The sequence below is a fragment of the Mycetocola miduiensis genome (assembly GCF_900115155.1).
In the GTDB taxonomy this organism is placed as follows: domain Bacteria; phylum Actinomycetota; class Actinomycetes; order Actinomycetales; family Microbacteriaceae; genus Mycetocola_A; species Mycetocola_A miduiensis.
On record NZ_FOVM01000006.1, the window covers coordinates 122,165 to 143,938 of the forward strand.

Below are 21,774 nucleotides of genomic sequence, written 5' to 3' on the forward strand. Positions count from 1 at the left end.
CATGCGCGCAGCCATCATCGAAGGCAAAGACCAGCTCGACGTCGTCGACCTGCCCCTCCCCGTTCCCAGTGAGGGGCAGGTGCGGGTGCGGGTCTCCGCCGTGGGGATCTGCGGCTCTGACCTGCACTATCACTTCGAGGGTGCGAACGGCGAGTATGTCGTTCGGGAACCCCTGATCCCCGGCCACGAGCTCTCCGGCTGGGTGGATGAGGACCCCTCCGGGCAGCTGCAGGCCGGCGACCCGGTCACCGTGCACCCGGCCCGTTTCGGCACCCCGGTCGATGGGATCGAGGATGCCGCGCACCTCTGGCCCGGAGGCTCTTACCTCGGAAGTGCGGCGACCACGCCGCACACCCAGGGCGGGATGAGCGAGTACCTCGTCGTCGAACGCGGAATGATCCGGCCGCTTCCCGCCGGTCTCGACGTTGTGGATGCAGCGCTGGCCGAGCCGCTCGGCGTGGCCCTGCACGGCGCGACCCGCGCCGGCGACCTGACCGGGCGCCAGGTGCTGGTGTCGGGCGCCGGCCCGATCGGCCTCCTCGCACTCGTCGCCGCGAAGGCGCGCGGTGCTGCACACGTGACGGTCAGCGACGTGCTGGCCGGCCCGCTCGCTCGTGCGACCGAACTCGGAGCGGACGCTGTCGTGCAGGTCGGCGCTGAGAAGCTTCCCGTCGAAGCGTTCGATGTCGTGCTGGAGTGCTCGGGCGCCGCGGTCGCGATCTCGGCGGCCGTCGCCGCGGTGCGCCGCCGGGGCATCCTGGTTCAGGTTGGCATGGTTCCGAACGAGGCACGCCCGATCAATCTGGCTCCATTCATCTCCAAGGAGGTGACAATGCTGGGCTCGTTCCGTTTCTTCGAGGAGATCGACGAGGCGATCGAGCTCCTCGCTGCAGACTCGGGGATCGCCCGGATCATCACTCACCGCTTCCCGATCGATGAGGTGCGCGAGGCCTTCGCGGTCGCACGTGACTCGGAGCGGTCGGGCAAAGTCGTCGTGACCTTCCCGGGAGCGCAGTAGGCGAGGTCACTCGTTGCGGACGCGGTCATCCGATACGCCGGATGTTTTCGGCCGGAAGTGATGACCTCCCGAGCGAGAGGTCACACTTCGCTCCTTCCAGCGCGTGGAGTGCGAGCGAGCGGTCACCGAACGGCGCGGCAGGCGAGGTGCAGCGCCAGCCGCACTTCCGGGTCGCTCATGTCGACGCCGAGCAGCTCCTGCGCACGTTGGATGCGCGTTGCGACCGTGTTCCGGTGCAGACCGAGCGCTGTCGCCGTCGGCGCAACCGCCGACTCGTGATCGAGGTAAGCAGACAGCGTCGTCAGCAGCTCGCCGCCGCCCGACTGGAGGGGAGCGAGCAGCGAACGAGCTGCAGGTACGAAGGTGTCGTTGCCCGTCCACGCGAGCAGCAACTGCTCGAGCCCGAGCCCGTCGACGCGGACGAACCAGCCCGTGTTCGAACGGTTCACAGCGATGCGGGCCGCGTCTGCTGCCTCGCTCAGCGATGTGGTGAGGCCGGCCGATCCGCTCGCCAGCGACCCGACGCCCGTCGCGACGTTGAACGAGCGCCGGGCTGCGACGTGCAGGTCCCGCAAGGCCGCCACGTAGTGCTCAACCTGTGACGCGGCGGGAGGCTCCGAGAACGTCAACCACCCGCTCAGGCCCCGCCCGGTCGTCGTGGCGTGGGAGTCGACGGGGATGCGGCCGAGTTCTCCCATGACGAATCGCAGCAATTGCAGGGCATCGACCCTGCTGCGCCCGACGACGCGGAACGCCAGGTGGTACCCGGTCGTCCGCCAGCCGCGTTCGAGCATGCGGCGTTCGACCTCGGGGTCCGGCGTGCCGCGCAGGTCGACAAAATCGCGGAGCACCCCGGATGACACGGACGCGTCGCTCACCTCGGCAACCTCATCGATGAGGATGCGCGCGGCGACCGCGGGCATGGCCACCTCGGCGGCCACAGCGAGGGCGCTCACCTGCCGCTCGTCGAGGCCCGCGCCGAAGAAGGCGAGGCGGAGGCCCTCGCGGCTGGGGCTGTCGACCCGCACCGACGCTGCCGTTCCGGCCGGCATCCGGGTGAGATCGACCCAGGGTGCGAAGTCGATCGCCGCGTGCACCTCGGGTGCGAGCTGCCCTCCGACCTCGAGTAGCACGCCTTCAGCGTCGATCAGGGCAACGCCGTGCCCGACGCTCGACGACAGATGACGCAACAGGTCAGTGAGATCGTTGGCGTGATACTCGATCGACTGGGCAACCTTGCGGACGTAGCCGAGAGTGAGCGCGTCCTGCGCTTCGACGAGTTGCCAGCACGCTTTCGCGAGCAGCATCGGCCGATCGGCGTGCAGGAGGGTGAGCCCGAGCCGGTCGGCGAGGGCACGCGTGCCGGTGCCGAAGTTGTCGCCGTGCGGGATGGCCAGGGCGCGAAAGCCGCGGTCGCGGGTGCGGCGAACCAGAGCATCCTGCTGCCACGGTCGCGTTGGCGGCAGTTCGGTGAGGATCGCCAGCCGGCCACCTCCGTCGGCGGGCAGCGCGTCTTCGTTCGTCTCGACGACGACTCCCGTCCACTCGGCGTCTTCCGGGCCGGCGATCGCACGGACACCGCCGTTCTGCGGATGCGCGAGAAGGGCGCTCATTCGAAGACTGTCGGTCATGCGGCGCCGTCCAATCCGTCCAACCCGTACGCCGACGGCGTCACGTACCGCGTGCGGTGAGGAGAGCGCGACCACCAGGCGGGCCCGTCGAGTTTGATCACGGCGACATGCCGCGCCCTCGACAGATCGGTCACCTCGAGGATGTCACGCGAGATGGCGTCGAGAACGACGATCAGATCCGGCGCGGCGGCCTCGAGGCGCCCGTCGGTCATCAAGGCGAGGTTCTCCGAGCGCGCCACCAGCCTGTGCACCTCCCCGGCGCTTCCGGTGATGCCGAACGCGGTCACGTGCTGGTCGACGGCATCCGGATCGATCGCGGTGATCCTGCCCTCGGCGAGAAGCCGCCCTCCAAGGGCAGCTGCGAGTCCTTCGAGCGGCCCGGAGCGGGCCTCGAGGTAGGCGGTGCCGATGCTCAGGGCGCGGGCGGCGTTGCCGACGATAGCGTGCTCCCGCAGATCCCCCACGGTGAAGCCGGCGAAGACCAAGCCGCCGGCACCGCCCGCCTGGATCGTCGACGCCCGGACGACGCGCTCGATGTCGAGGGCGCGATCGGTTTGCACGAGTGCCACCCCGCCGGCTCCGGTGTCACAGGTCACGACGATGCCCGGCACGCCGTCGACGAGGAGCGACATCTGATCGAGTCCAGGAACCGCGCGTCCGGTGAGATCGGCGTCGACGATCTTTCGGTCACCGGCGAGGGTGAACGGAGCGAGACCATTGAGGCCACCTCCTTCGAGCGAGCACACCACCGGCACGTGGTGACCGAGCCAACGCTCCGCCGCCGCGATGAGCGGCGCAAATGGTGCTGACCCGGGCAGCCGTTCCGTGAGCAGCATGGTCGAACCCACGAACGCGGCGCCAAGGCACGGCGTCGAGGGGTCGAGCTCGTCGACGTCGTGCACGGTCATCGGCCAGTCCGGCGACCTCCGCAGCGCGAGCTCGAGCATCGTGGTGGCCCCGCCGCCACCAGAGCCGAGCAGCCCGAACCCGGTCGCGAGCGCGGGCAGGCTGGCGAGCTCGAGGATGGTCGGCATGGTCCCAGCTTAAGCGTGCGCCTCCTCGGCGACGCCGACCCCGCGAGCCGTCGCGGCGAACTCGAGCGCCGCCTCCGCGGCGGCGGTTTCGCCCTCCACCGGCATGAACGGCTCGGTCAGGCCGAACGCCGTCGGTCCGAACGCCTGCAGGGCGGCCTGGGTGCGCATCATTGCCGGCGTCGAAATGCCGAGCACGCGCACCCGCTGGCCGTATCGGAGCCCTTCCGTGGTGATTGGCTCCGCGGTTTCGTGGTCGACCACGCAGATGAGATCGGGCACGATCGCGACCACGTCGCCGTTGTGATGAGCGATGAGGTTCTCGTTCTGGAAGGCGATCTCGAACCGGTCATCGCTCGATGGGTCGAGCGGCAGAATGACGGCGCGCCCCTTGGCGAAGCCGTCGGTCGTGCGGCGCTCGACATCCGCCACCTTGCCGACGAACAGCTCGCGGACGTGCGAGTACAGGGTGGTCGACAGGGTCTCCGCGATGGCCTCGAATGGTGAACTGTGTGCTTCACGGGCGAGGCGGATGGCGCGCCCGAGGGCGAGTGCCATCGAGATGGTGCGCGGAACAGCGGTGCGTTTCACATCGGCTCCGCTCATTGCGTACTCGGCGATGTGGCCTACGCCGCCAAGACGGATGGTGATGCCGCGCGCCAGCCATTCCATCTGTCGATCGTCGTCGCCGGTGTCGATGATCACGCGTTCTCCGCGTTCGCCGGCGAGGGCGAGAGGCGAGCCGTGCACCCCGTAGACCGCGAACGTCTCCATCGAGAGTTCCGGGAAGGCGCGGCCCATGCCGTCGCCATCCACGACGGGCAGTCCGGTCTCGGCGGCAACCAGAAGAGGGATCATCGAGTTGATGCCACCGCATTCGATCGGCATGGTGGCGTCAGCCTTTCGCCCCAGGTGGTCCTCGAGCGTGCGCAGGGCCAGCGTCGCTTCGAAGCCGGCGGGGATCTTCTCGATCATCACCGTCGGCGCGCCCATCTGGGCGGTGGGGATGACGAAGAGATCGTCAGCCAGGTCGTCCGGGTCGAGGATGGTGATCGACCCCGTGCCGAGCACCTGCTCGACGAGCATCTTGCCGATGTATGGGTCGCCGCCACCGCCGGTGCCCAGCAGGGTGGCGCCGCGGGCAAGGTCGGATAGATCGGCGGCTGTCAGTTTCCAGCTCATGCTGCAGCTTCGTCGGAGGGTTCGACCGCATCGACGCTGCCGTCGAAGCGGTGGGATGGGGTGTCGTAGCCGAAGTACCCCGGGCCGACCATGGCGAGCGCCTGCGCGCTGTGCCAGCGTTCGTCGCTCGGTGCCGCGATGACACGCACCCGCTGGCCATAGCGCAGCCCCTCGGTGGTGATGGGCTCGCCGGAGTCGTGCTCCAGCACGATGATCAGGTCCGGCGTGGTCACGACGGGGTTGCCGTCTACTTCTGCGACGAGGTGCTCGTTCTGGAACAAGAGTTCGAGGGTTGTGTCGGCGCCCTCGACGCGGGCCCGGCCGCGGGCGAAGCCCGTCGTCGTCGCGCGCTGCACATCGACGACTTTGCCCGCGAAGAATTCTCGCCCGCCGAGCAGTCGCACCGTGTCAGCGACCGGGTCGGCCTTCGCCTCCCGTGCCGCGGCGATGCCCTCGCCGATCTCACTGCACAGGGATAGCGAGTCGCCGACAAGGGCCTCTCGCGCCTGCGACCCGGACATAGCGAAACCGGAGATCATCACCGAGCAGCCCATCTCCACGCAGGCGACCCGGGCAATTCGTTCGGTCCAGCTGTTGTCGATGGTGTTCAGGACGCCGACGTTGCCCTTTTCGTCGCTGAAAGCGAGGGGGGACGCGTTGATGCCATACAGGGTCGGCAACACCATCTGGAGCTCCGGGAAGGCGCGCCCCATGCCGTCGCCGTCGATGAGCGGGAGCCCGAGAGCGGCCGCGGCGGCGATCGGGATGGTCGAGTTGACGCCTCCGACCTCGGCGCAGGCGATGTGCGTGACAGCACGGCCCAGAGACGCTTCGAGTGCGTGGACGGGAGCGACCACTTCATCGAGGCTCGGAAGCTTCTCCACCATGACGGTGGGCGCACCCATCATCGCCACCGTCAGCACGACGGCATCGTCGGGTACGTCCCGGAGCGGGACAACCGTCACGTCGCCATGCTGCCGGAGCGCCTGCGCGGCCAGCAGGCCACCGATGTACGGGTCGCCGCCTCCGCCGGTTCCGAGCACCGCAGCGCCACGGGCGAGTCCGGGAATGAGGTCAGGGGTGATTGTCCAGCTCATCGCACAACCGCCATGTCGAGGTCGCCGACGGCCTTCACCCGGATGCGCGTCGCGTTGCCGGGCAGGTACGGGATCGGGATCTCATCGAAGTCGACGATGCTCACCGAGCCGGGGGAGGCCCCCGCGGCGATCGCCTTGTCGACGGCTTCGGCGCGCACCTCAGCGATCGCTGCTTCCCGGCGGCCGGGCTCGATCGCGTACACCTTGTCGATCTCGCCACCCACCTGTGCGATGGATGCGCCGATCGCGTTCGCGACCGCGAAGTTCTCGGGACGGTGCACCGATCCGAAGAGCGGCAGCTCATCAGAGAGGAGAACCGAGCCACCGCCGACGGCGACAACCGGAATCGGCTCAGGAGAGGTGCGCATCCGGTCGACCGCTTCAGCGACCCGGTCGGCGATGCGAGAGAGAACCCGCTCGACGAACTCCGGGTCAAGGTGGGCCACCTTCGAGGCGTCGCCGATGTCGGCGCGCCCGGCCGCGACGGCGACGTCCGTGGCGGTGAGGGTGGATCCTCCGAAGACGAGCGCCTCCGTCATCAGACGGTAGCCGACCGACTCCGGGCCGACCTCCGCGGTCTCCAGATTCACGATGCTCCCGCCGCCGATCCCGATCGACAGTACGTCGGGCATCCTGAAGTTGGTGCGAATGCCGGCGACTTTGACCTCGTTCGACGTTTCGCGCGGAAAGCCGTTGATGAGCAGGCCGACGTCTGACGTGGTGCCGCCGATGTCGACGACGGCGCAGGTGTCGAGACCGCTCGTCATGGCGGCGCCACGCATCGAGTTCGTCGGCCCCGACGCGAAGGTCGCGACGGGGTAGAGGCGAACGTATTCCTCATCCATGAGCGTGCCGTCGTTCTGGCTCAGGAAAATGGGCGCTTCAATGCCCTGCTTGCGCACCGCCGCGGTGAGTCCGTCGACGATCTCCGACGCCAGCTCACGCAGCGCCGCATTGATGATCGTGGCGTTCTCGCGCTCGAGGAGGCCGATCCGGCCGATCTCGTGGGAGAGCGAGATGGCAACGTCCGGTCCGAGCTCTTCGGCGACGATACGCGCCGCTTCGACCTCGAGGTCGTGGTTGACCGGGCTGAACACAGACGAGATAGCGACCGAACGGATGCCATTCGCCCGCATGTCTGCGGCATGCGCCCGCAGTTCCTCTGGATCGAGCGGCGAGATCGGGCGGCCGTCGAACTCGTAGCCGCCGTGCGCGAGATAGCTTCTCGCACTGATCGCTTCGACGAGTTCGGCGGGCCAGTCCACCAGCGGTGGGAGCGCCTGCGTTGCCGGCAGACCGAGCCGGAGCGCGGCGGTCGGTGCAAGTCGCTTGGCCTGCACGAGCGCGTTGATGAAGTGCGTCGTGCCGATCATGACGGCGGTGATCTCACTGCCGTCGAAGTGGTGACCGGCGCGCAGGTCGCCGATCGCCTGAACGATGCCGGTCGTGACATCCGGGGTGGTTGCGTGCTTGACGGCCGCGAGGGTGCGGGTGTCGTCCATGAGAACTGCGTCGGTGTTGGTTCCGCCGACGTCGATGCCGATATGCATAGAGGTGATATTCGCTTTCGGTTGGTGCAGGGATTCAGTTGGCGATGGTGTCAGCGGTGCGGGGATCGGCCGTGACTTCATCCGCCTGAGCGGTTTTGGCGGTGCCCACGCCGCGGACCAGGCCGAGCTTGCCTGCGATCACGTACAGCACCATGGAGAGAATGAGAGAGAGCACCGGCGGGATACCCCAGGTGATGACGTAGCCGGTGACCGCGGAGACAGCCCAGATCACGATGGTCACCGGGACGATGCGTGGGGCGGTCGCTGGCAGCCGGCCGCTCTCGCGGGTGGCGTCGAGTTCCGACCGCCACCGCTTCACGATGAAGTACTCGGCGACCATGATGCCGGCGATCGGCGGGAACGCCACGCCCAGGATGATCAGGAAGTCGGCGAACTGGCCCAGGATGCCGGCCGCGGCGAGCACGGAGCCGACGACGCCCAGGACGATCGTGGTGGTCACCCGGTGGAGGTTCTTGCCGAACGCGGTCGAGATGAAGTTGACGAGGCCGAGTGTCGACGAGTACAGGTTCCAGTCGTTGATCTTGAGCGTGCCGGTGATGACGATGATGAGTCCGACGAAGCCGACCGAGGAGGTGACGATGGCGACGATGTTGCCGGATGCTGCCGCGTGAGCGAGGAGCACACCGGCGAGGCCGATGACGAACTCGCCGAGGGATACGCCGACCACCGTCTGCTTGATCACGTCGGCCCGCGAGCGGTTGAACCGGGTCATGTCGGCGGTGATGATGGCACCGACGATCAGGCCTCCCGCCACGATGCCGGTTCCCTGCCACACGCTCATCGCCGGGCCGGGGGCCGGGCCGGTGAGGAGTTCGCCGATGTCATGGTTGCTGAGCTCGCTGATGATGGACCAGCCGACAAGGACGAGGAAGAGTGGCACGGTGATGTTGGCGAGCCACTGCATTCCCTTGAAGCCGACGGCGACGATCGCTGTCACGGCGAGGCCGAAGAGCAGGCTCCAGGCCCAGGCGGGCATGATGCCGGGCATGAGGGCGTCCAGCGATTCCGCTGAAATCGCACTCTGGATGCCGAACCAGCCGATGAGGCTGATGCCGATCGCGAGTCCGACGAGGGAGGCGCCGATCTCGCCGAAGCCGGTCCAGCGCGCGAGAAGAGCGGTGTTCAACCCTTCTTTTTGCCCGATGATGCCGACAATGCACATGATCACTTCGAGAATGATGGAGCCCAGCAGGAGCGCAAGGAAGGCCTCACCGAAAGTCATGCTGTAGCCAAGGGTGGCTCCCAGAAGGAATTGCGAGAGAGCCGACACCTGGCCGAACCGCTGAACTGCGATGCCGAACCAGGGTTTCTGCGCGTCGGGACGGACTCGGCTGAGAGCAAAGTCGTCTGCGTGTGCCATGCGGGCCATGGGAATCTCCAAAAGAGGGGTAGGGGTTTCAGCCACCATACGGCGGGCGATACGGGAGGCAAATGTGCATTGTGCAGCATTTGGGCGCGTCAACCAGCACTGTGCACATGCGGTGACCACGTGGCGCCGCCGGTGGAGTGAAGCCGGCGGAGCGCAACTCCGGGCAGAATATGGGGATGACCATCCCTCTTTCCGGAACGCAGTTCGAGCTCACCAGTGGCGCATACACCGCCACCATCGCCAGTGTCGGCGCTTCGCTGCGCTCGCTGCAGTATGACGGTCGTGAGCTTGTCGTGCCGTTCGACGCCGACGAGGTGCGTCCGGCGTTTCGGGGCGCGACCCTCGCGCCGTGGCCGAACCGTATCGTCGACGGCAAGTACAGCTTCGAGGGCAGGGACTACGAGCTTGCCCTCACCGAGCCGAAGCGCGGGCACGCCCTGCACGGTCTCGTCGCCTGGCACGACTTCATCGCGCTCGACGAGGCCGACGACCGGGTGCTGCTCGCCACGACGATCGAGGCCCAGGACGGCTACCCGTTCCGCGTGCAGGTGCGGGTCGAATTCCAGCTCGACGCGGACGGCCTGCACACCACCGTCGCCGCCCGCAACACCGGCAACGTGCCCGCGCCATTCGGCACCGGCCCCCACCCGTACCTCGTCGCCGGCGAGGGAACCGTCGACGACTGGACCCTCCTCCTCCCGGCCGAGCAGGTGCTCACGGTGACCGAGGACCGGCTGATTCCGATCGGGCTGGCGGATGTCGCCACCGAGTCAGGCGGGACGTTCGACTTCCGCACCCCCCGCGTCATCGGTGACACCTTCATCGACCACGCGTTCACCGGACTTGTTCGCGACGAGAACCGGACCGCTGAGGTGCAGGTCACCGCGGCATCCGGAACCGGCGTTCGGATGCGCTGGGACTCGTCGTGCAAGTGGGTGCAGGTGCACACCGCTGACCAGGAAGCCCCGAAGCCCAGCCGCATCGGCCTCGCCGTCGAACCGATGACGTGCCCGCCCGACGCGTTCAACTCGGGGGAGGATCTGCTCGTGCTGCAGCCGGGCGGCGTCACCTTCGCGTCGTGGAGCATCGCGGCGTTGTAGTGCCCGCTAGCTGGAGGGAGCGCCAGAGAGGCGAGGCGCGGGTGGCGCACAGAGGTAGCCCAAGTCATCGGTTCCGGTCGAGGGCATCAGGCGCGCGGGGAGCCCGCGACCGGAAGTGGTGCTCTCGGGACCGGCGAGAGCGACTGGGCCGGTTGGGCGCGTCAAGGCTTGGGGTTCTTCGGGCGTTCCGTTGTAGATTGAACGACGGCAGCGCAGATGCGGCCGCCCACCACACTTCCCGGAGGTACCGAATGTCCACCACCGTGCCCGCCCTCGTCGCAGCATCCGCCGGAGCGTCCTTCGAGCGTTCCACCATCGAACGCCGCGACGTCGGCCCGAACGACGTGCAGATCGACATCGCCTACGCCGGAATCTGCCACTCCGACATCCACCAGGCCCGCGCCGAGTGGGGCGCTGGCATCTTCCCGATGGTGCCCGGGCACGAGATCGCCGGCATCGTCAGCGCCGTCGGCGCGGATGTCACGAAGCACCAGGTCGGCGACCGCGTCGGCATCGGATGCTTCGTCGACTCCTGCCGCGAATGCGAGAACTGCCTCGCCGGTGAAGAACAGTTCTGCCTCAAGGGCAACGTCGCCACCTACAACGGGCGCGAGTACTCCGGTGAGGACACCTACGGCGGCTACAGCACCCAGATCGTCGCCGACGAGAACTATGTTCTGAGCATCCCCGAGGGCATCGGCCTCGACGTCGCCGCTCCGCTGCTCTGCGCCGGCATCACCACCTACTCGCCGCTCAAGCACTGGGGCGCCGGGCCCGGCAAGAAGGTCGCCATCGTCGGGATGGGCGGGCTCGGCCACATGGGCGTCAAAATCGCCGCCGCGCTCGGCGCCGAGGTGACGGTGCTCAGCCAGACCCTCTCGAAGCAGGAGGACGGCCTGAAGCTCGGCGCGACCGACTACTTCGCCACGAGCGACCCGGAGACGTTCAAGAAGAACGCCAAGCGCTTCGACCTGATTCTGAACACGGTGTCGGCGGACCTTCCGATTGACAAGTACCTGTCGATGCTCACCCTCAACGGGTCGATGGTGTTCGTGGGCCTGCCGGAGAACGCGCAGGAGTTCCGGGTCTTCTCCCTCGTCGGCGGACGCCGCAGCCTCGCCGGCTCCAACATCGGCGGCATCCGTGAGACGCAGGAAATGCTCGACTTCTGTGCCGAGCACGGCCTCGGTGCCGACATCGAGGTGATCGATGCCGACCAGGTCGACGAAGCATACGAGCGGGTCGTCAAGAGCGACGTGCGGTACCGGTTCGTCATCGACACGGCGACGATCGCGGGGTAGAGCTCAACGCGAGCGGGGACCCATGATGGATGCCATGGACGCCACCACACCTGACCCCCATGGACTGCTCGCCGGCGAGCTCGAGAAGCTCTGGACCGGAGGGGAATGGCTGGAGGGTCCGCAGTGGGTCCCCGCCGGGATGTCGCTGAGGTTCAGCGACATCCCGAACAACCGCATTCTCGACTTCGACCGCGCCACCGGGGATACCCGCGTTCACCGCACCGATGTCGAGTACACCAACGGCCGCACCCTCGACCTCGAGGGTCGCGTCGTTCAGTGCAGCCACGGCCGCCGGGCCATCGAGCGTGAGGTCGACGGCGTGGTCGAGGTGCTGTGCGACCGGTGGGACGGCGGACGATTCAACTCCCCGAACGACGTCGTCGTGGCATCCGACGGGGCGATCTGGTTCACCGACCCGCCCTACGGAATCCAGGAGAGTGGTCGTGAGGGGCATCCGGGCGAGCAGGAGTACGGCGGATGCTTCGTCTTCCGCTTCGATCCCACAACCGGTGTCGCACAACCGGTGATCACCGACATGGTCTTCCCAAACGGCCTGGCGTTCTCGCCGGATCAGAGCCTGCTCTACGTCACCGACACCGGCCTGGACAAAGACGCCGGGCACATTCGTGCCTATGGCGTCGATGCTCACGCTGTGAGCTCCGGGAGCGGGCGCCTGTTCGCCACGACCTCCGGCACAGCTGACGGACTGCGCGTGGACGCCGCCGGCCGTATCTGGACGTCGTCGGGCGAGGCCCTGCAGGTGCTCAGCGCCGACGGAGAGCTGGTGCTCGAGCTGCCGGTGCCTGAGGTGGTCTCGAACGTGAGCTTCGGAGGCCCGGACGGCACCGAGCTCTACCTGACGGCGACGTCGAGCCTGTACCGGATCCGGACGACGGTGACGGATGCCAGGTGGCCGGTGGGCTGATCGGCCTGCGCTGAGCATCCCCGCGGCGCGTAGGTCGGCCGGTTCTCTGAACATTTCAGTATGCGCAAAAGCGCCTCACGCGCGGGCTGGAGCGCCATTTGCGCCGATCGAAGCCCTCGCAGCGGGGCAGCGGACACCCAGTTGTGGCGCAAAAGCAGTTCGTGGAGGGCCTCGCGCAGAGCGGTCTGAAAGGCTAGGCCTATGTACACCGACCTTCCCGAGGGCGAACTGCGGCAGTACCGCAGCGCACAGACCGACCCGACCGACTTCGACGACTTCTGGGCGCGGACGCTCGAAGGCTCCCGCGTTCATGACCTGGGCGTGAAACTGGAGCAGGTCGACTCACGGCTGGTCACGATCGACCTGTACGACGTCACCTTCGCCGGGTTCGACGGGCATCCGGTCAAAGCGTGGCTGCGGGTCCCGGCCGGCACCGTGGCATCCGGCCGGTCCCTTCCTACGGTGGTGCAGTTCGTCGGATACGGCGGCGGGCGCGGTCACGAGTTCGAGAACCTGCTGTGGGCGAGCGCCGGCTACGCGCACCTGATCATGGACACCCGCGGCCAGGGCTCCGGCTGGAGCACCGGCTCGACGCCCGACCCGGTCGGTTCGGGACCGGCGACCTCTGGCGTGATGACCCGCGGGATCGAGAGCCCGGAGAGCTATTACTACCGGCGGGTCTACACCGACGCCGTGCGGGCGGTCGAGGCGGCACGGTCGCTGCCGGTCGTCGACGGTGCACGGTTGGCCGTGCTCGGCGGGAGCCAGGGCGGCGGAATCGCGCTCGCCGTGTCGGCGCTGGTGCCGGATGTCGCTGCTCTCGTTGCGTACGTCCCCTTCCTTTGCGACTTCCCCCGGGCGACGGTGATCACCGACCGGGACCCGTACAAGGAGATCGGGCGGTACCTCGCCGTGCACCGCGAAGCGAGTGCTGCCGTGCATGAAACGCTCTCGTACTTCGACGGGGTGAACTTTGCCCGGCGCGCGAGTGCACCGGCCTGGTTCTCGGCCGCGCTGATGGACCCGACGTGCCCGCCATCGACCGTGTTCGGGGCGTATCACGAGTACGCGGGACCGAAGGAGATCGCCGTCTGGCCGTACAACGGCCACGAGGGCGGGGGAGTGCTCGACGAGGTGATGGCGACCGAGGCGCTGGCGGGGATGTTGAGGTAGGAGCTGCCTGCGTTCTTCCGCGCCGATTCACGCGCTGCGGACCGGAACACCCGGTGCGGCGGATGCTTTCGTCCGGAGCGAGTGAAAATGTGCGGTCGACCCCGCACTCACGCATCATCTTCCGAAACGATGAAGGTCCCCGGCGAATCCGCCGGGGACCTTCATCAATTGGCGGGACTAGGCGTCCTTGAGGTCGATGCCCTTCGTTTCTTTCATGAACAATGTCGCGACGATCGTGAGCACGCAGAGGAACATGATGTACACGCTGAACATCCAGCCCAGGTCGAATGACACGAACAACTGGTTCAGGTACGGCGCGGTTCCGCCGAACAGCGCAACCGACAGGGCGTAAGCGATGCCGATACCCCTGGTACGGACGCGGGTCGGGAAGTTCTCCGCCAGCACGGCCGAGTAGATCGATCCCGGGATCGCCCAGAGCGTGAGCGCGATTCCGACGGCAACCAGCAACGTCCACCCCTGGTCACTGATGAGGCTGGTCAGCGGGATGGTCAGGGCGATGGACGCGACCGCGAACATGAAGATCATGGGCTTGCGACCGAACCGGTCTGAGAGCATGCCCCAGAACGGCATCGAGATGCAGCAGATCAACTGCGCGATAACGCTCATCCAGTACGCCGTGCTCGGGTCCATGCCGCGCTGGGTGATGGCGAAGGTCGTCATGTACGAACCCCACGTGTAGTTGACCGCTGTAACGCCGGCAGTGAAGAAGATCATCTTCAGGGCGATGCGCACATTCTGAGCCCGCGTCGTTGGAGGCGTCGCGTTCAGGGCCGAATCGGCCACATCCTCTTCGAACACGTCGCTCTCGTTCATGTTGCGGCGGAGCCACAGCACGACCAATGCGAGAAGGCCGCCGAGAATGAAGGGCACGCGCCACGCCCATTCGCCGACGGCTTCAGAACCAAAGATGCTCGTGATGATGGCCCCGATGAGGAATGCGAGGACGCTTCCACCGGTGATGGCGATGAACACGGCAGAGGTCCACAGGCCGCGCTTCTCCTTCGGAGCGATCTCTGCCACATAGGTCGTCGACGCCGCCGATTCACCACCGTGGGCGAAGCCCTGCAGGCAGCGGAGCACGAGCAGGAGAACGGATGCCCAAACCCCGATTTCGGAGTATCCGGGCGTGAGGCCGATCAGGAAGCACGCCGCGGCCATCATCAGCATGGTTATCAGGAGGACGAACTTGCGACCGCGTCGATCACCGATGAGGCCGAAGACCCAGCCGCCGATCGGCCGCATGAGGAAGCCCACAGCGAAGACGGCGAACGTCGCCAGAAGGGCCGAGCCAGGGTCGGTTGGCTCGAACATCGCCGCTGCGATGAACGGCGAGAAGACCGCATATGCGCTCCACTCGTACCATTCGAGCAGGTTGCCGGCGGTACTCGCGAAGAGCGATTTCACTCGGGACGCGAGTGATGGCCTCGAGATAGATGTCTCAGGCGTGATGGTGGGCGTAGTCAATGTGAGAGCTCCTTCGCTCTAGATAAGGATACGGACAGGATTTTCAAGTAGTTGCTGCAAGGCTGCGGCCCAGCGCGCCGCGGGAGCTCCGTCGACGGCCCGGTGATCGACCGATAAGGTGCAGCGCATGACGCTCCGCACTTCCGGACGGCCGTCGACAGCGACCACGGCCGGCTTCACCGCGCCGACAGCCAGGATCCCCGCTTGTGGCGGATTGATGATGGCCGAGAACTCACTCACCCCGAACATGCCGAGGCTTGTGACGGTGAAGGTGCCGCCCTCGAGGTCGGCCATCCGGAGCTGGCCGCCCTTGGCGCGTTGTGCGGCCGATCGGGTACGCCGGCTCAATTCCACGATCGACAGGGCTTCCACTCCCCGCAGGACAGGGGTCAGCAGTCCGGTGTCGGTCGCCACAGCCAGCGAGATGTCGGATGCCGCGAACTGCCGGGTTGCGTCGTCGGTCCAGATGACGTTCATTGCCGGCTCTTGCTGGAGGGCGATGGCACAGGCCTTCACGACGAGGTCGTTGATGGAGATCTTGTCGCCCTCCGGCACCGCCTCGTTGAGTTCAGAGCGCAGGGCGAGTAGATCGTCCACGGCGGCATCGATGGTGATGTAGAAATGCGGCACGGACTGCTTGCTCTCGGTGAGCCGGCGGGCGATTGCCCGACGCATGGGGCTGTGCGGGATGTCCGTGTACTCCGAACCCGCCGAGGGCGCGGGGTCAGTGGGAACAGGTCCGGTGCCGTCAGCCGGAGCAGCCAGGTCAGATGTCGGCACGGGGGCCGAGATGACGCGCTCGACGTCGGCTCGCACGATTCGACCGGCAGGACCGGTGCCGGTGAGGCCGGCGAGATCCACGCCAGCCTCGCGGGCACGCTTGCGGGCGATGGGGCTCGCGAACAGCCGAGAGCCGGAAGACCGAGTAACAGGCGCGGTCGCGGCCGGGGCGGATGGCTCAGCGGTGGGTTCTGATTTCGGCGGGTTGGCCGGCGCGGGAGTTCCCGCGGCCGTCGACGCTCCCGCGGACGCGTCCTCGCCGGGAAGGTCGATGCGGGCCAGTGGGGCCCCGATTTCCACCTCGGAGTCGTCATCGACGAAAACCGCGGCCAACGTGCCGTCGGCGTCGGCCGTCAAGTCGACAGCCGCCTTCTCCGTCTCTATCGACGCGAGCACATCGCCGACACATACCGCGTCGCCGACCCTTTTCTCCCACGTTTGGAGTACCGCGTGGGTTGCGTTCGCCGACACTTCAGGCATTCGAACAGTAATAGGCATGGTGAATCCTTCCGGCGTCCGCTAGTCCCGTACGCCTTGGTTGGCGTTGACGGTCCTCAGAGCGTCGGCGATCTCATCCGTTCCGGCGATTGCGGCACGTTCCAGGACCTTGGAGATGCTGGGCGACGCCTCACCGCCCGTGACGCGTTGGATGGGCTGGTCGAGGTGGTCGAAGTAGCGTCGCTGGATCTCGTCGCTCAGCCACGCACCATACGAGGTGCCCCTGGCCCCCTGTTCGACGATCAGTACGTTGTTCGTCTTGCGGATGCTCTCACCGATGAGGTCCCAGTCAATGCTCGCCTGGTCGAGCCAGCGAAGGTCAACGACCTCCGCGTCGACGCCGGTCTGTTCTACCGCGTCAAGCGTGTGCTGCACCATGTTCAGATAGGTGAGAACGGTGAGTGCAGCGCCCTCCCGGCGCAGGGATGCTTTGCCGACCTCGATGCAGTAGTCCAGGTCGTCGGTGGGGGCTTCGTCGCGCTGCTGGTAAAGGTCGACGTGTTCGATGACGAGAACCGGGTCGTTGCAGCGCAGGGCAGCGTTCATCAGGCCGACGTAGTCGAAGTTGTTGGAAGGTGCGACGATCCGCCATCCGGGCGCAGTGGCGAAAATGCCGGCCGGGTCCATGAGGTGTTGCGAGCCGTAGCCGCTCCCCATGGCGATTTTGGTACGCAGAACGAGGGGCACAGCGGATTGCCCGCCGAACATGTGGCGGGCCTTGCCGATTTGGTTGAACACCTGGTCGGCTGCGACCCACATGAAGTCCGGGTACATGAACTCGACCACCGGCCGGTATCGGCCGTCGAGGGCTAGTCCGCATGCGAGCCCCGTGAAGGCGTTCTCACTGATCGGCGTGCCAAGCGTTCGATCGGGGAAGTTTGCTGCAAGGTCACGGGTTGCACCGTTGGTCCCGCCGTTGAACCGGTGGATGTCTTCGCCCATGACGACAATTGATGGGTCCTCCGACATCCGTCGATTCATCACATCGGCGACGCTGTCGACGAACTTGCGTTGCTTCGTTGCGCCGGTGAAGGTCGCCTGCTCCGCGTAGCGAGCGCCAGCGAATTCGCTGAGGTCACCGCGCACGCCGACGTCGCGAAAGTCCGGACTGGGCCAGAGTTCCGGGCGGATTCGCATTTTGTCGCCGCCCTTGTCAGGGTCCGGCTCGATCAGGCCCAGACTGACGTCCGTCATGAGCGCACGTGCCCGATCGCGGAGCGACTCAATGGCATCGGCGTTGACGATGCCGCGCCGGAGGAGTTCGCCGGCGACCATGTCGAGCGGGTCACGCGTGCGCCACTCCTGCTCTTCTTCCTTGGTTCGGTATCCGAATGCGCTACCAGGGAACGGACCGTTCTGGTGGAAGAACCGGTAGACATCAACTTCGATGATCGTCGGGCCGTTGCCGGCTCGCATGTGCTCGGCCGCAGCTTCCATTGCGAGATGGACGGCAAGCGGGTCCATGCCGTCGACGCGCCAGGAGGGGATGCCGAATCCCAGGCCTCGTGCGGCAAGCCGAGGCTCCGCCGTCACCTCGCTGACATGGGTAGACACCGCGTAGCGGTTGTTCTCGATGAAGAAGCAGACCGGTGTTTTCCACGCTGCCGCCAGGTTCATGGTTTCGAGTACCGAGCCGATGTTGACTGCACCGTCCCCGAAGTAGGTGACGGAGATGTTTTCGGTGCCGGCCTTCTTGCTCGCCCAGGCGAATCCTGCAGCCTGAGGCACGCCTCCGCCGACGATCGCGTTGGTCCCCATCGCGCCCGCTTCCATCCACTGAAGGTGCATCGAACCGCCACGGCCTTTGCAGTAGCCGGTACTCAGCCCGAGGATCTCAGCCATTGTGCTGGTGATCACTTCACCGACGGCGGTGGAGATGGGGCCTTCGACAGTGAATCCCTCGCGTTGCACGTGCTGAAGCGCCTTCGCGAGGAACTGGTGGTGGCCCCGGTGTGAGCCATTGATGACGTCGCCTTCGTCGAGGGCCAGAACGGAGCCGACTGCCCCTCCCTCCTGACCGATGCTGCTGTGAGCAGGCCCGTGAACGAGCCCATCGGCGGCGAGCTCGAGCACCCGCTCTTCGAAGGCGCGGATCAGGTGCAACTGCACGAGCATCGTCTCAAGCAGTGACGCGTCGGCGGAATCCCAGTCGCTCGGCGTGGCCGTCAACTCGACGAGGGGCGTGCTGGGCTTGAGCGTTTGCTTACGAGGCACTGACGATCTCCGTTGATTGTTCGGCATTGGTGTTGTCAGGATCGTAACCGTTGGTTGGATACATTTGCAACGTGAGCGTCGCCACAACCGTCCTAAACGGTCGTATACAGGCCTGTTTTCGGTCTCATTGGATACATTCCGGAGAATCAGCTCTGCCATCGGATCCAATTGGGATAGCCTCGTGACAGCCCGGCGTCGTGCCGGGACGGCGGTCGGAGAGGTGGTGGCATGGTGAAACGCGGAATTCCCGGTCTCGCTGGCCCAGAGCACATTGGGTTCACGGTGCCCGATTTGGAGCAGGCAACGGAGTTCTTCGTGAACGTGATCGGTTGCGAGTTGGTCTACTCCGTCGGCCCGTTCGAGCCGAACGGTGAATGGATGTCGACGCACCTCAACATCGCGAACAGCTCGGTGATGCGTGAGTTGCGATTCTTCCGCTGCGGGAACGGGACCAACTTCGAGGTCTTTCAGTTCGAAGCTGAAGACCAGAACCCTGCGCAGCCACGCAATAGTGACATCGGCGGCCACCACGTGGCGTTCTACGTCGACGATCTGGACGTGGCCGTGGAGTATCTGCGAAGCGTCCCCGGGGTTGAGGTCCTCGGGAAGCCGACGAGCAGCGGAGGGCCAAGTGCGGGCCAGCGTTGGATCTACTTTCTGTCCCCATGGGGGATGCAGTTCGAGTTGGTGAGTTTCCCCGGCGGCAAGCACTACGAGGCGACTGCGACGACGTTGTTGTGGCACCCCAAGGACTGAGGGAGATATTCGCATGACAACGACGGAGCCCAGGACGGCCATAGCGAGCCAGCGCATCGCGGACGAATTGCGGGGGGCGATTCTGGATGGCTCGCTCGCCCCCGGCGAGCGCATCCTGCAGGAAGAACTCGCCACGCGGTACCGCGCCAGCCGCCTGCCGGTCCGGGAAGCGATTCGGATCCTCGAAGCAGAAGGTCTGGTGAGCATAGTCGCCAACAGTGGCGCGTGGGTGTCCAAGCTGGACCTCGACGAGTGCGTCCACGCTTATAAGATCCGTGAACGAATCGAACCGCTCGCTCTCGCCGAGAGCATCCCCCGCCTCGGAACCCAACAACTCGAGAGGCTCGCCGAACTGGTTGACGCCATGGAAGCAGGCACGGATGTCGAGAACTTTCTGGTGCTCGACCGAGAGTTCCATCTTCTGACGTACTCCGAGTCACGGATGGACTCGCTGAACCAACTGATTGAGCGGCTGTGGAACACGACACAGCCCTACCGCCGCGCGTTCTCGATTGCGATCGGGAGCGAACGCAACTGGATGATCCACGCCGAGCATAAATTGCTGATGGAAGCCATCAAACGACGTGACGTCGACGAGGCGGAGCGGACCATCCTTGGCCACATCCGACGAACTCGTATCGAGCTGGAGGGCCGAAGCGACCTCTTCTTGTAGGCCCTCGGGTCCGCCAGTTCACCGACGTGTCACTCGTACCGGACCGAAGCATCCGGCACAACGGGGGTTCTCGGCCGGACTGCGTGAAGCCGCGCACGGTGAGCGGGCAGTCGGGTCCGGACGGCGTGAAGCGGTCGCAGCACTACCACAGCTTGAGGGGCCTCGTGCCCGGTCGTAGGCTGGCGCTATGCCGACGGAAACCAGTAACGGCCCGAGCACGACAAGCACCAAAACCCCGGAAGTTGCGACGTGGGTCTTCTGGCCTGCAGCGATCGTGGTCCTTTTATTCGTCGCTTTTGCGATCCTGCTCCCGGAGTCGGCTGAGGCGCTGTTCGCCGGCATCCAGTCGAGCATCGTCAGCAATTTCAACTGGTACTACGTGTTGATCGCGGCCTTTTTCGTCGTCTTCAGCCTGTGGGTGGGCTTCAGCCGGTTCGGTGACATCAAGCTCGGCAAAGACGATGACGAGCCCGAGTTCTCGATGGGTTCCTGGTTCTCGCTTCTTTTCGCGGCGGGCATGGGGATCGGCCTGGTCTTCTACGGTGTCGGTGAACCGCTCAGCCACTTCGCCAACCCGCGCCCGGGTGTCGAAGGCACCGCGAACCAGCTTGCCTCGCAGGCGCTGTCGCAGACCTACCTGCACTGGGGAGTTCACGCCTGGTCGATCTACGTTGTCATCGGGCTCGCCCTCGCCTACGCGATCCACCGCAAGGGCCGGTCGGTATCGATTCGCTGGGCTCTCGAGCCGCTGCTCGGTAAACGGGTCCGGGGTGGATGGGGCAACCTCATCGACGTGATCGCCCTCGTCGGCACCCTGTTCGGTGTCGCCACCTCACTCGGACTCGGCGTGGTTCAGATCAGCGCCGGGCTGGAGAGCGCCGGAATCATCACGGCGTCCGAGTTCGGCAACATCATCCTCATCCTGATCATCACCGGCGGTGTGCTGTTCTCGGTGCTGTCGGGTGTGGCCAAGGGCATGAAATGGCTGTCGAACATCAACCTCGTCCTCGCCGGGCTGATCGTGCTATTCCTCCTCGTCGTCGGCCCCACACAGTTCCTCCTGCGCGACTTCGTGCAGTCGATCGGCGCGTACCTGCAGGGCTTCGTCGGGCTGTCGTTCAGCGTCGGAGCGTTCACCGGTGCCGAGGGCGAAGCCTGGCAGGCAACCTGGACGACGTTCTACTGGGGCTGGTGGATCTCGTGGGCACCCTTCGTCGGCGTGTTCATCGCCCGCATTTCGCGCGGCCGCACCGTGCGCCAGTTCGTCACCGGGGTTCTCCTCGTCCCGACCCTGATCACCTTCCTCTGGTTCAGCGTTTTGGGCGGAACCGCGCTGTACTCCGAACTCAACGGCCCGGGCGGGCTGGTCGGCGAAGACGGCACGGTCAACGTTGAAGGCGCACTGTTCGCAATGTTCGACCAGCTGCCAGCAGGCTCGGTTCTCACCATCGGCGCGATCATCCTCATTGCCATCTTCTTTGTGACATCGGCCGACTCCGGCGCGCTCGTGATGAGCATGTTCGCCAGCGGCGGCCAGGTGGAGCCCAAGCGCTGGATCCGCGCGTTCTTCGCCTGCGTGACATCCGCTCTCGCGATCGCGCTGCTGATCGCCGGAGGGCTGCAGGCGTTGCAGACGGCCGCGATCATCATCGCCCTGCCGTTCAGCGTCGTGATGCTCTTGATCTGCTGGGCGACGGGGCTCGCCTTCGGCCGGGAGCATCGAGCCTTCGAGAGAGCTCAGCGAGCTGCCCTTCTCGAGCACATCGGCGACCACTATGGGCTCGACACGGATGAGGCTCCGGCACCGGCTCCGGGCGCGAGGCGGATGTCGATCTTCCGCCGGCGCCAACACCGGGGGCCAGCGACGTCCGCAACAACTTCTACGGGGACGCCGGCCGCGGAGTCGGCTGAGTCGGCGGAGCGGGCCGAACCGCCGACCGGGGTGTTGTAGGGCGCGCCGCCCGCACGCT

Annotated in this window: 17 protein-coding genes; 8 read left to right on the plus strand and 9 right to left on the minus strand. The window is 66.3% G+C overall.

Annotated elements, in window-relative coordinates; all coding sequences use genetic code 11:
• The first annotated feature begins 1 nt into the window (after position 1).
• Entirely contained in the window at positions 2–1,018 is a 1,017-nt protein-coding gene (locus BM197_RS11045) for an L-idonate 5-dehydrogenase (protein ID WP_090711477.1), read from the plus strand.
• Between the two features lie 122 nt (positions 1,019–1,140).
• Here the strand turns inward: BM197_RS11045 and BM197_RS11050 are convergent, their stop codons facing one another.
• From BM197_RS11050 to BM197_RS11075, 6 genes are read right to left on the minus strand one after another with little or no spacing between them, the layout of a single operon-like run.
• Complete coding sequence (locus BM197_RS11050) at positions 1,141–2,631, minus strand: PucR family transcriptional regulator (RefSeq protein ID WP_245762500.1); 1,491 nt, start codon at positions 2,629–2,631, stop codon at positions 1,141–1,143.
• 14 nt (positions 2,632–2,645) lie between these two features.
• The gene (locus BM197_RS11055) at positions 2,646–3,683 is read right to left on the minus strand and encodes an S-methyl thiohydantoin desulfurase domain-containing protein (protein ID WP_090711481.1); all 1,038 of its coding nucleotides are present in this window, start codon (positions 3,681–3,683) and stop codon (positions 2,646–2,648) included.
• Between the two features lie 9 nt (positions 3,684–3,692).
• Complete coding sequence (locus BM197_RS11060) at positions 3,693–4,862, minus strand: S-methyl thiohydantoin desulfurase family protein (RefSeq protein ID WP_090711483.1); 1,170 nt, start codon at positions 4,860–4,862, stop codon at positions 3,693–3,695.
• Complete coding sequence (locus BM197_RS11065) at positions 4,859–5,959, minus strand: S-methyl thiohydantoin desulfurase family protein (RefSeq protein ID WP_090711485.1); 1,101 nt, start codon at positions 5,957–5,959, stop codon at positions 4,859–4,861. Before BM197_RS11065 ends, BM197_RS11060 begins: the two co-directional genes overlap by 4 nt.
• Positions 5,956–7,509 (minus strand): hydantoinase/oxoprolinase N-terminal domain-containing protein, encoded by a 1,554-nt coding sequence (locus tag BM197_RS11070; RefSeq protein WP_090711487.1) that lies wholly within the window; start codon positions 7,507–7,509, stop codon positions 5,956–5,958. Before BM197_RS11070 ends, BM197_RS11065 begins: the two co-directional genes overlap by 4 nt.
• Before the next feature lie 34 nt (positions 7,510–7,543).
• On the minus strand, positions 7,544–8,899 hold the full coding sequence (locus tag BM197_RS11075; RefSeq protein WP_090711489.1) for a purine-cytosine permease family protein: 1,356 nt from the start codon (positions 8,897–8,899) through the stop codon (positions 7,544–7,546).
• 176 nt (positions 8,900–9,075) lie between these two features.
• Here BM197_RS11075 and BM197_RS11080 point away from each other — a divergent pair, with 176 nt between their 5' ends.
• From BM197_RS11080 to BM197_RS11095, 4 genes are all read left to right on the plus strand, one after another.
• Complete coding sequence (locus tag BM197_RS11080; protein WP_090711491.1) at positions 9,076–9,999, plus strand: aldose 1-epimerase family protein; 924 nt, start codon at positions 9,076–9,078, stop codon at positions 9,997–9,999.
• Positions 10,000–10,250: 251 nt separating this feature from the next.
• Positions 10,251–11,300: an NAD(P)-dependent alcohol dehydrogenase gene (locus BM197_RS11085; RefSeq protein WP_090711493.1), complete on the plus strand. Its 1,050-nt coding sequence runs from the start codon at positions 10,251–10,253 to the stop codon at positions 11,298–11,300.
• A gap of 34 nt (positions 11,301–11,334) precedes the next feature.
• Positions 11,335–12,225, plus strand: coding sequence for an SMP-30/gluconolactonase/LRE family protein (locus tag BM197_RS11090; protein ID WP_090711495.1), 891 nt, complete (start codon positions 11,335–11,337; stop codon positions 12,223–12,225).
• 201 nt (positions 12,226–12,426) lie between these two features.
• On the plus strand, positions 12,427–13,398 hold the full coding sequence (locus BM197_RS11095; RefSeq protein ID WP_090711497.1) for an acetylxylan esterase: 972 nt from the start codon (positions 12,427–12,429) through the stop codon (positions 13,396–13,398).
• Positions 13,399–13,575: 177 nt separating this feature from the next.
• Here BM197_RS11095 and BM197_RS11100 read toward each other — a convergent pair whose 3' ends face one another.
• Genes BM197_RS11100 through BM197_RS11110 form a run of 3 tightly spaced genes read right to left on the minus strand, consistent with a single transcriptional unit; the run spans position 13,576 to position 18,375 of the window.
• On the minus strand, positions 13,576–14,883 hold the full coding sequence (locus BM197_RS11100) for an MFS transporter (protein WP_090711499.1): 1,308 nt from the start codon (positions 14,881–14,883) through the stop codon (positions 13,576–13,578).
• An 18-nt stretch (positions 14,884–14,901) separates the two neighbouring features.
• Positions 14,902–16,161, minus strand: a complete 1,260-nt coding sequence (locus BM197_RS11105) for a dihydrolipoamide acetyltransferase family protein (protein WP_090711501.1) — start codon at positions 16,159–16,161, stop codon at positions 14,902–14,904.
• Positions 16,162–16,182: 21 nt separating this feature from the next.
• Positions 16,183–18,375, minus strand: a complete 2,193-nt coding sequence (locus BM197_RS11110; RefSeq protein WP_245762501.1) for an alpha-ketoacid dehydrogenase subunit alpha/beta — start codon at positions 18,373–18,375, stop codon at positions 16,183–16,185.
• A gap of 228 nt (positions 18,376–18,603) precedes the next feature.
• Here BM197_RS11110 and BM197_RS11115 point away from each other — a divergent pair, with 228 nt between their 5' ends.
• From BM197_RS11115 to BM197_RS11125, 3 genes are all read left to right on the plus strand, one after another.
• A complete protein-coding gene (locus BM197_RS11115) occupies positions 18,604–19,131 on the plus strand; it encodes a VOC family protein (protein ID WP_090711505.1) in 528 nt (175 codons plus the stop codon).
• A gap of 13 nt (positions 19,132–19,144) precedes the next feature.
• A complete protein-coding gene (locus BM197_RS11120) occupies positions 19,145–19,804 on the plus strand; it encodes a GntR family transcriptional regulator (RefSeq protein WP_090711507.1) in 660 nt (219 codons plus the stop codon).
• Positions 19,805–19,991: 187 nt separating this feature from the next.
• A complete protein-coding gene (locus BM197_RS11125; RefSeq protein ID WP_090711509.1) occupies positions 19,992–21,755 on the plus strand; it encodes a BCCT family transporter in 1,764 nt (587 codons plus the stop codon).
• Positions 21,756–21,774: the final 19 nt, after the last annotated feature.

Excerpts from the sequence above, each read along its gene's own strand:
- BM197_RS11115 (WP_090711505.1), top strand. The coding sequence starts at position 18,604 with ATGGTGAAACGCGGAATTCCCGGTCTCGCTGGCCCAGAGCACATTGGG.
- BM197_RS11050 (WP_245762500.1), bottom strand. The coding sequence starts at position 2,631 with ATGAGCGCCCTTCTCGCGCATCCGCAGAACGGCGGTGTCCGTGCGATC.
- BM197_RS11085 (WP_090711493.1), top strand. The coding sequence starts at position 10,251 with ATGTCCACCACCGTGCCCGCCCTCGTCGCAGCATCCGCCGGAGCGTCC.
- BM197_RS11105 (WP_090711501.1), bottom strand. The coding sequence starts at position 16,161 with ATGCCTATTACTGTTCGAATGCCTGAAGTGTCGGCGAACGCAACCCAC.
- BM197_RS11075 (WP_090711489.1), bottom strand. The coding sequence starts at position 8,899 with ATGGCCCGCATGGCACACGCAGACGACTTTGCTCTCAGCCGAGTCCGT.
- BM197_RS11090 (WP_090711495.1), top strand. The coding sequence starts at position 11,335 with ATGGACGCCACCACACCTGACCCCCATGGACTGCTCGCCGGCGAGCTC.
- BM197_RS11065 (WP_090711485.1), bottom strand. The coding sequence starts at position 5,959 with ATGAGCTGGACAATCACCCCTGACCTCATTCCCGGACTCGCCCGTGGC.
- BM197_RS11045 (WP_090711477.1), top strand. The coding sequence starts at position 2 with ATGCGCGCAGCCATCATCGAAGGCAAAGACCAGCTCGACGTCGTCGAC.
- BM197_RS11120 (WP_090711507.1), top strand. The coding sequence starts at position 19,145 with ATGACAACGACGGAGCCCAGGACGGCCATAGCGAGCCAGCGCATCGCG.
- BM197_RS11060 (WP_090711483.1), bottom strand. The coding sequence starts at position 4,862 with ATGAGCTGGAAACTGACAGCCGCCGATCTATCCGACCTTGCCCGCGGC.
- BM197_RS11095 (WP_090711497.1), top strand. The coding sequence starts at position 12,427 with ATGTACACCGACCTTCCCGAGGGCGAACTGCGGCAGTACCGCAGCGCA.
- BM197_RS11070 (WP_090711487.1), bottom strand. The coding sequence starts at position 7,509 with ATGCATATCGGCATCGACGTCGGCGGAACCAACACCGACGCAGTTCTC.
- BM197_RS11080 (WP_090711491.1), top strand. The coding sequence starts at position 9,076 with ATGACCATCCCTCTTTCCGGAACGCAGTTCGAGCTCACCAGTGGCGCA.
- BM197_RS11125 (WP_090711509.1), top strand. The coding sequence starts at position 19,992 with ATGCCGACGGAAACCAGTAACGGCCCGAGCACGACAAGCACCAAAACC.
- BM197_RS11055 (WP_090711481.1), bottom strand. The coding sequence starts at position 3,683 with ATGCCGACCATCCTCGAGCTCGCCAGCCTGCCCGCGCTCGCGACCGGG.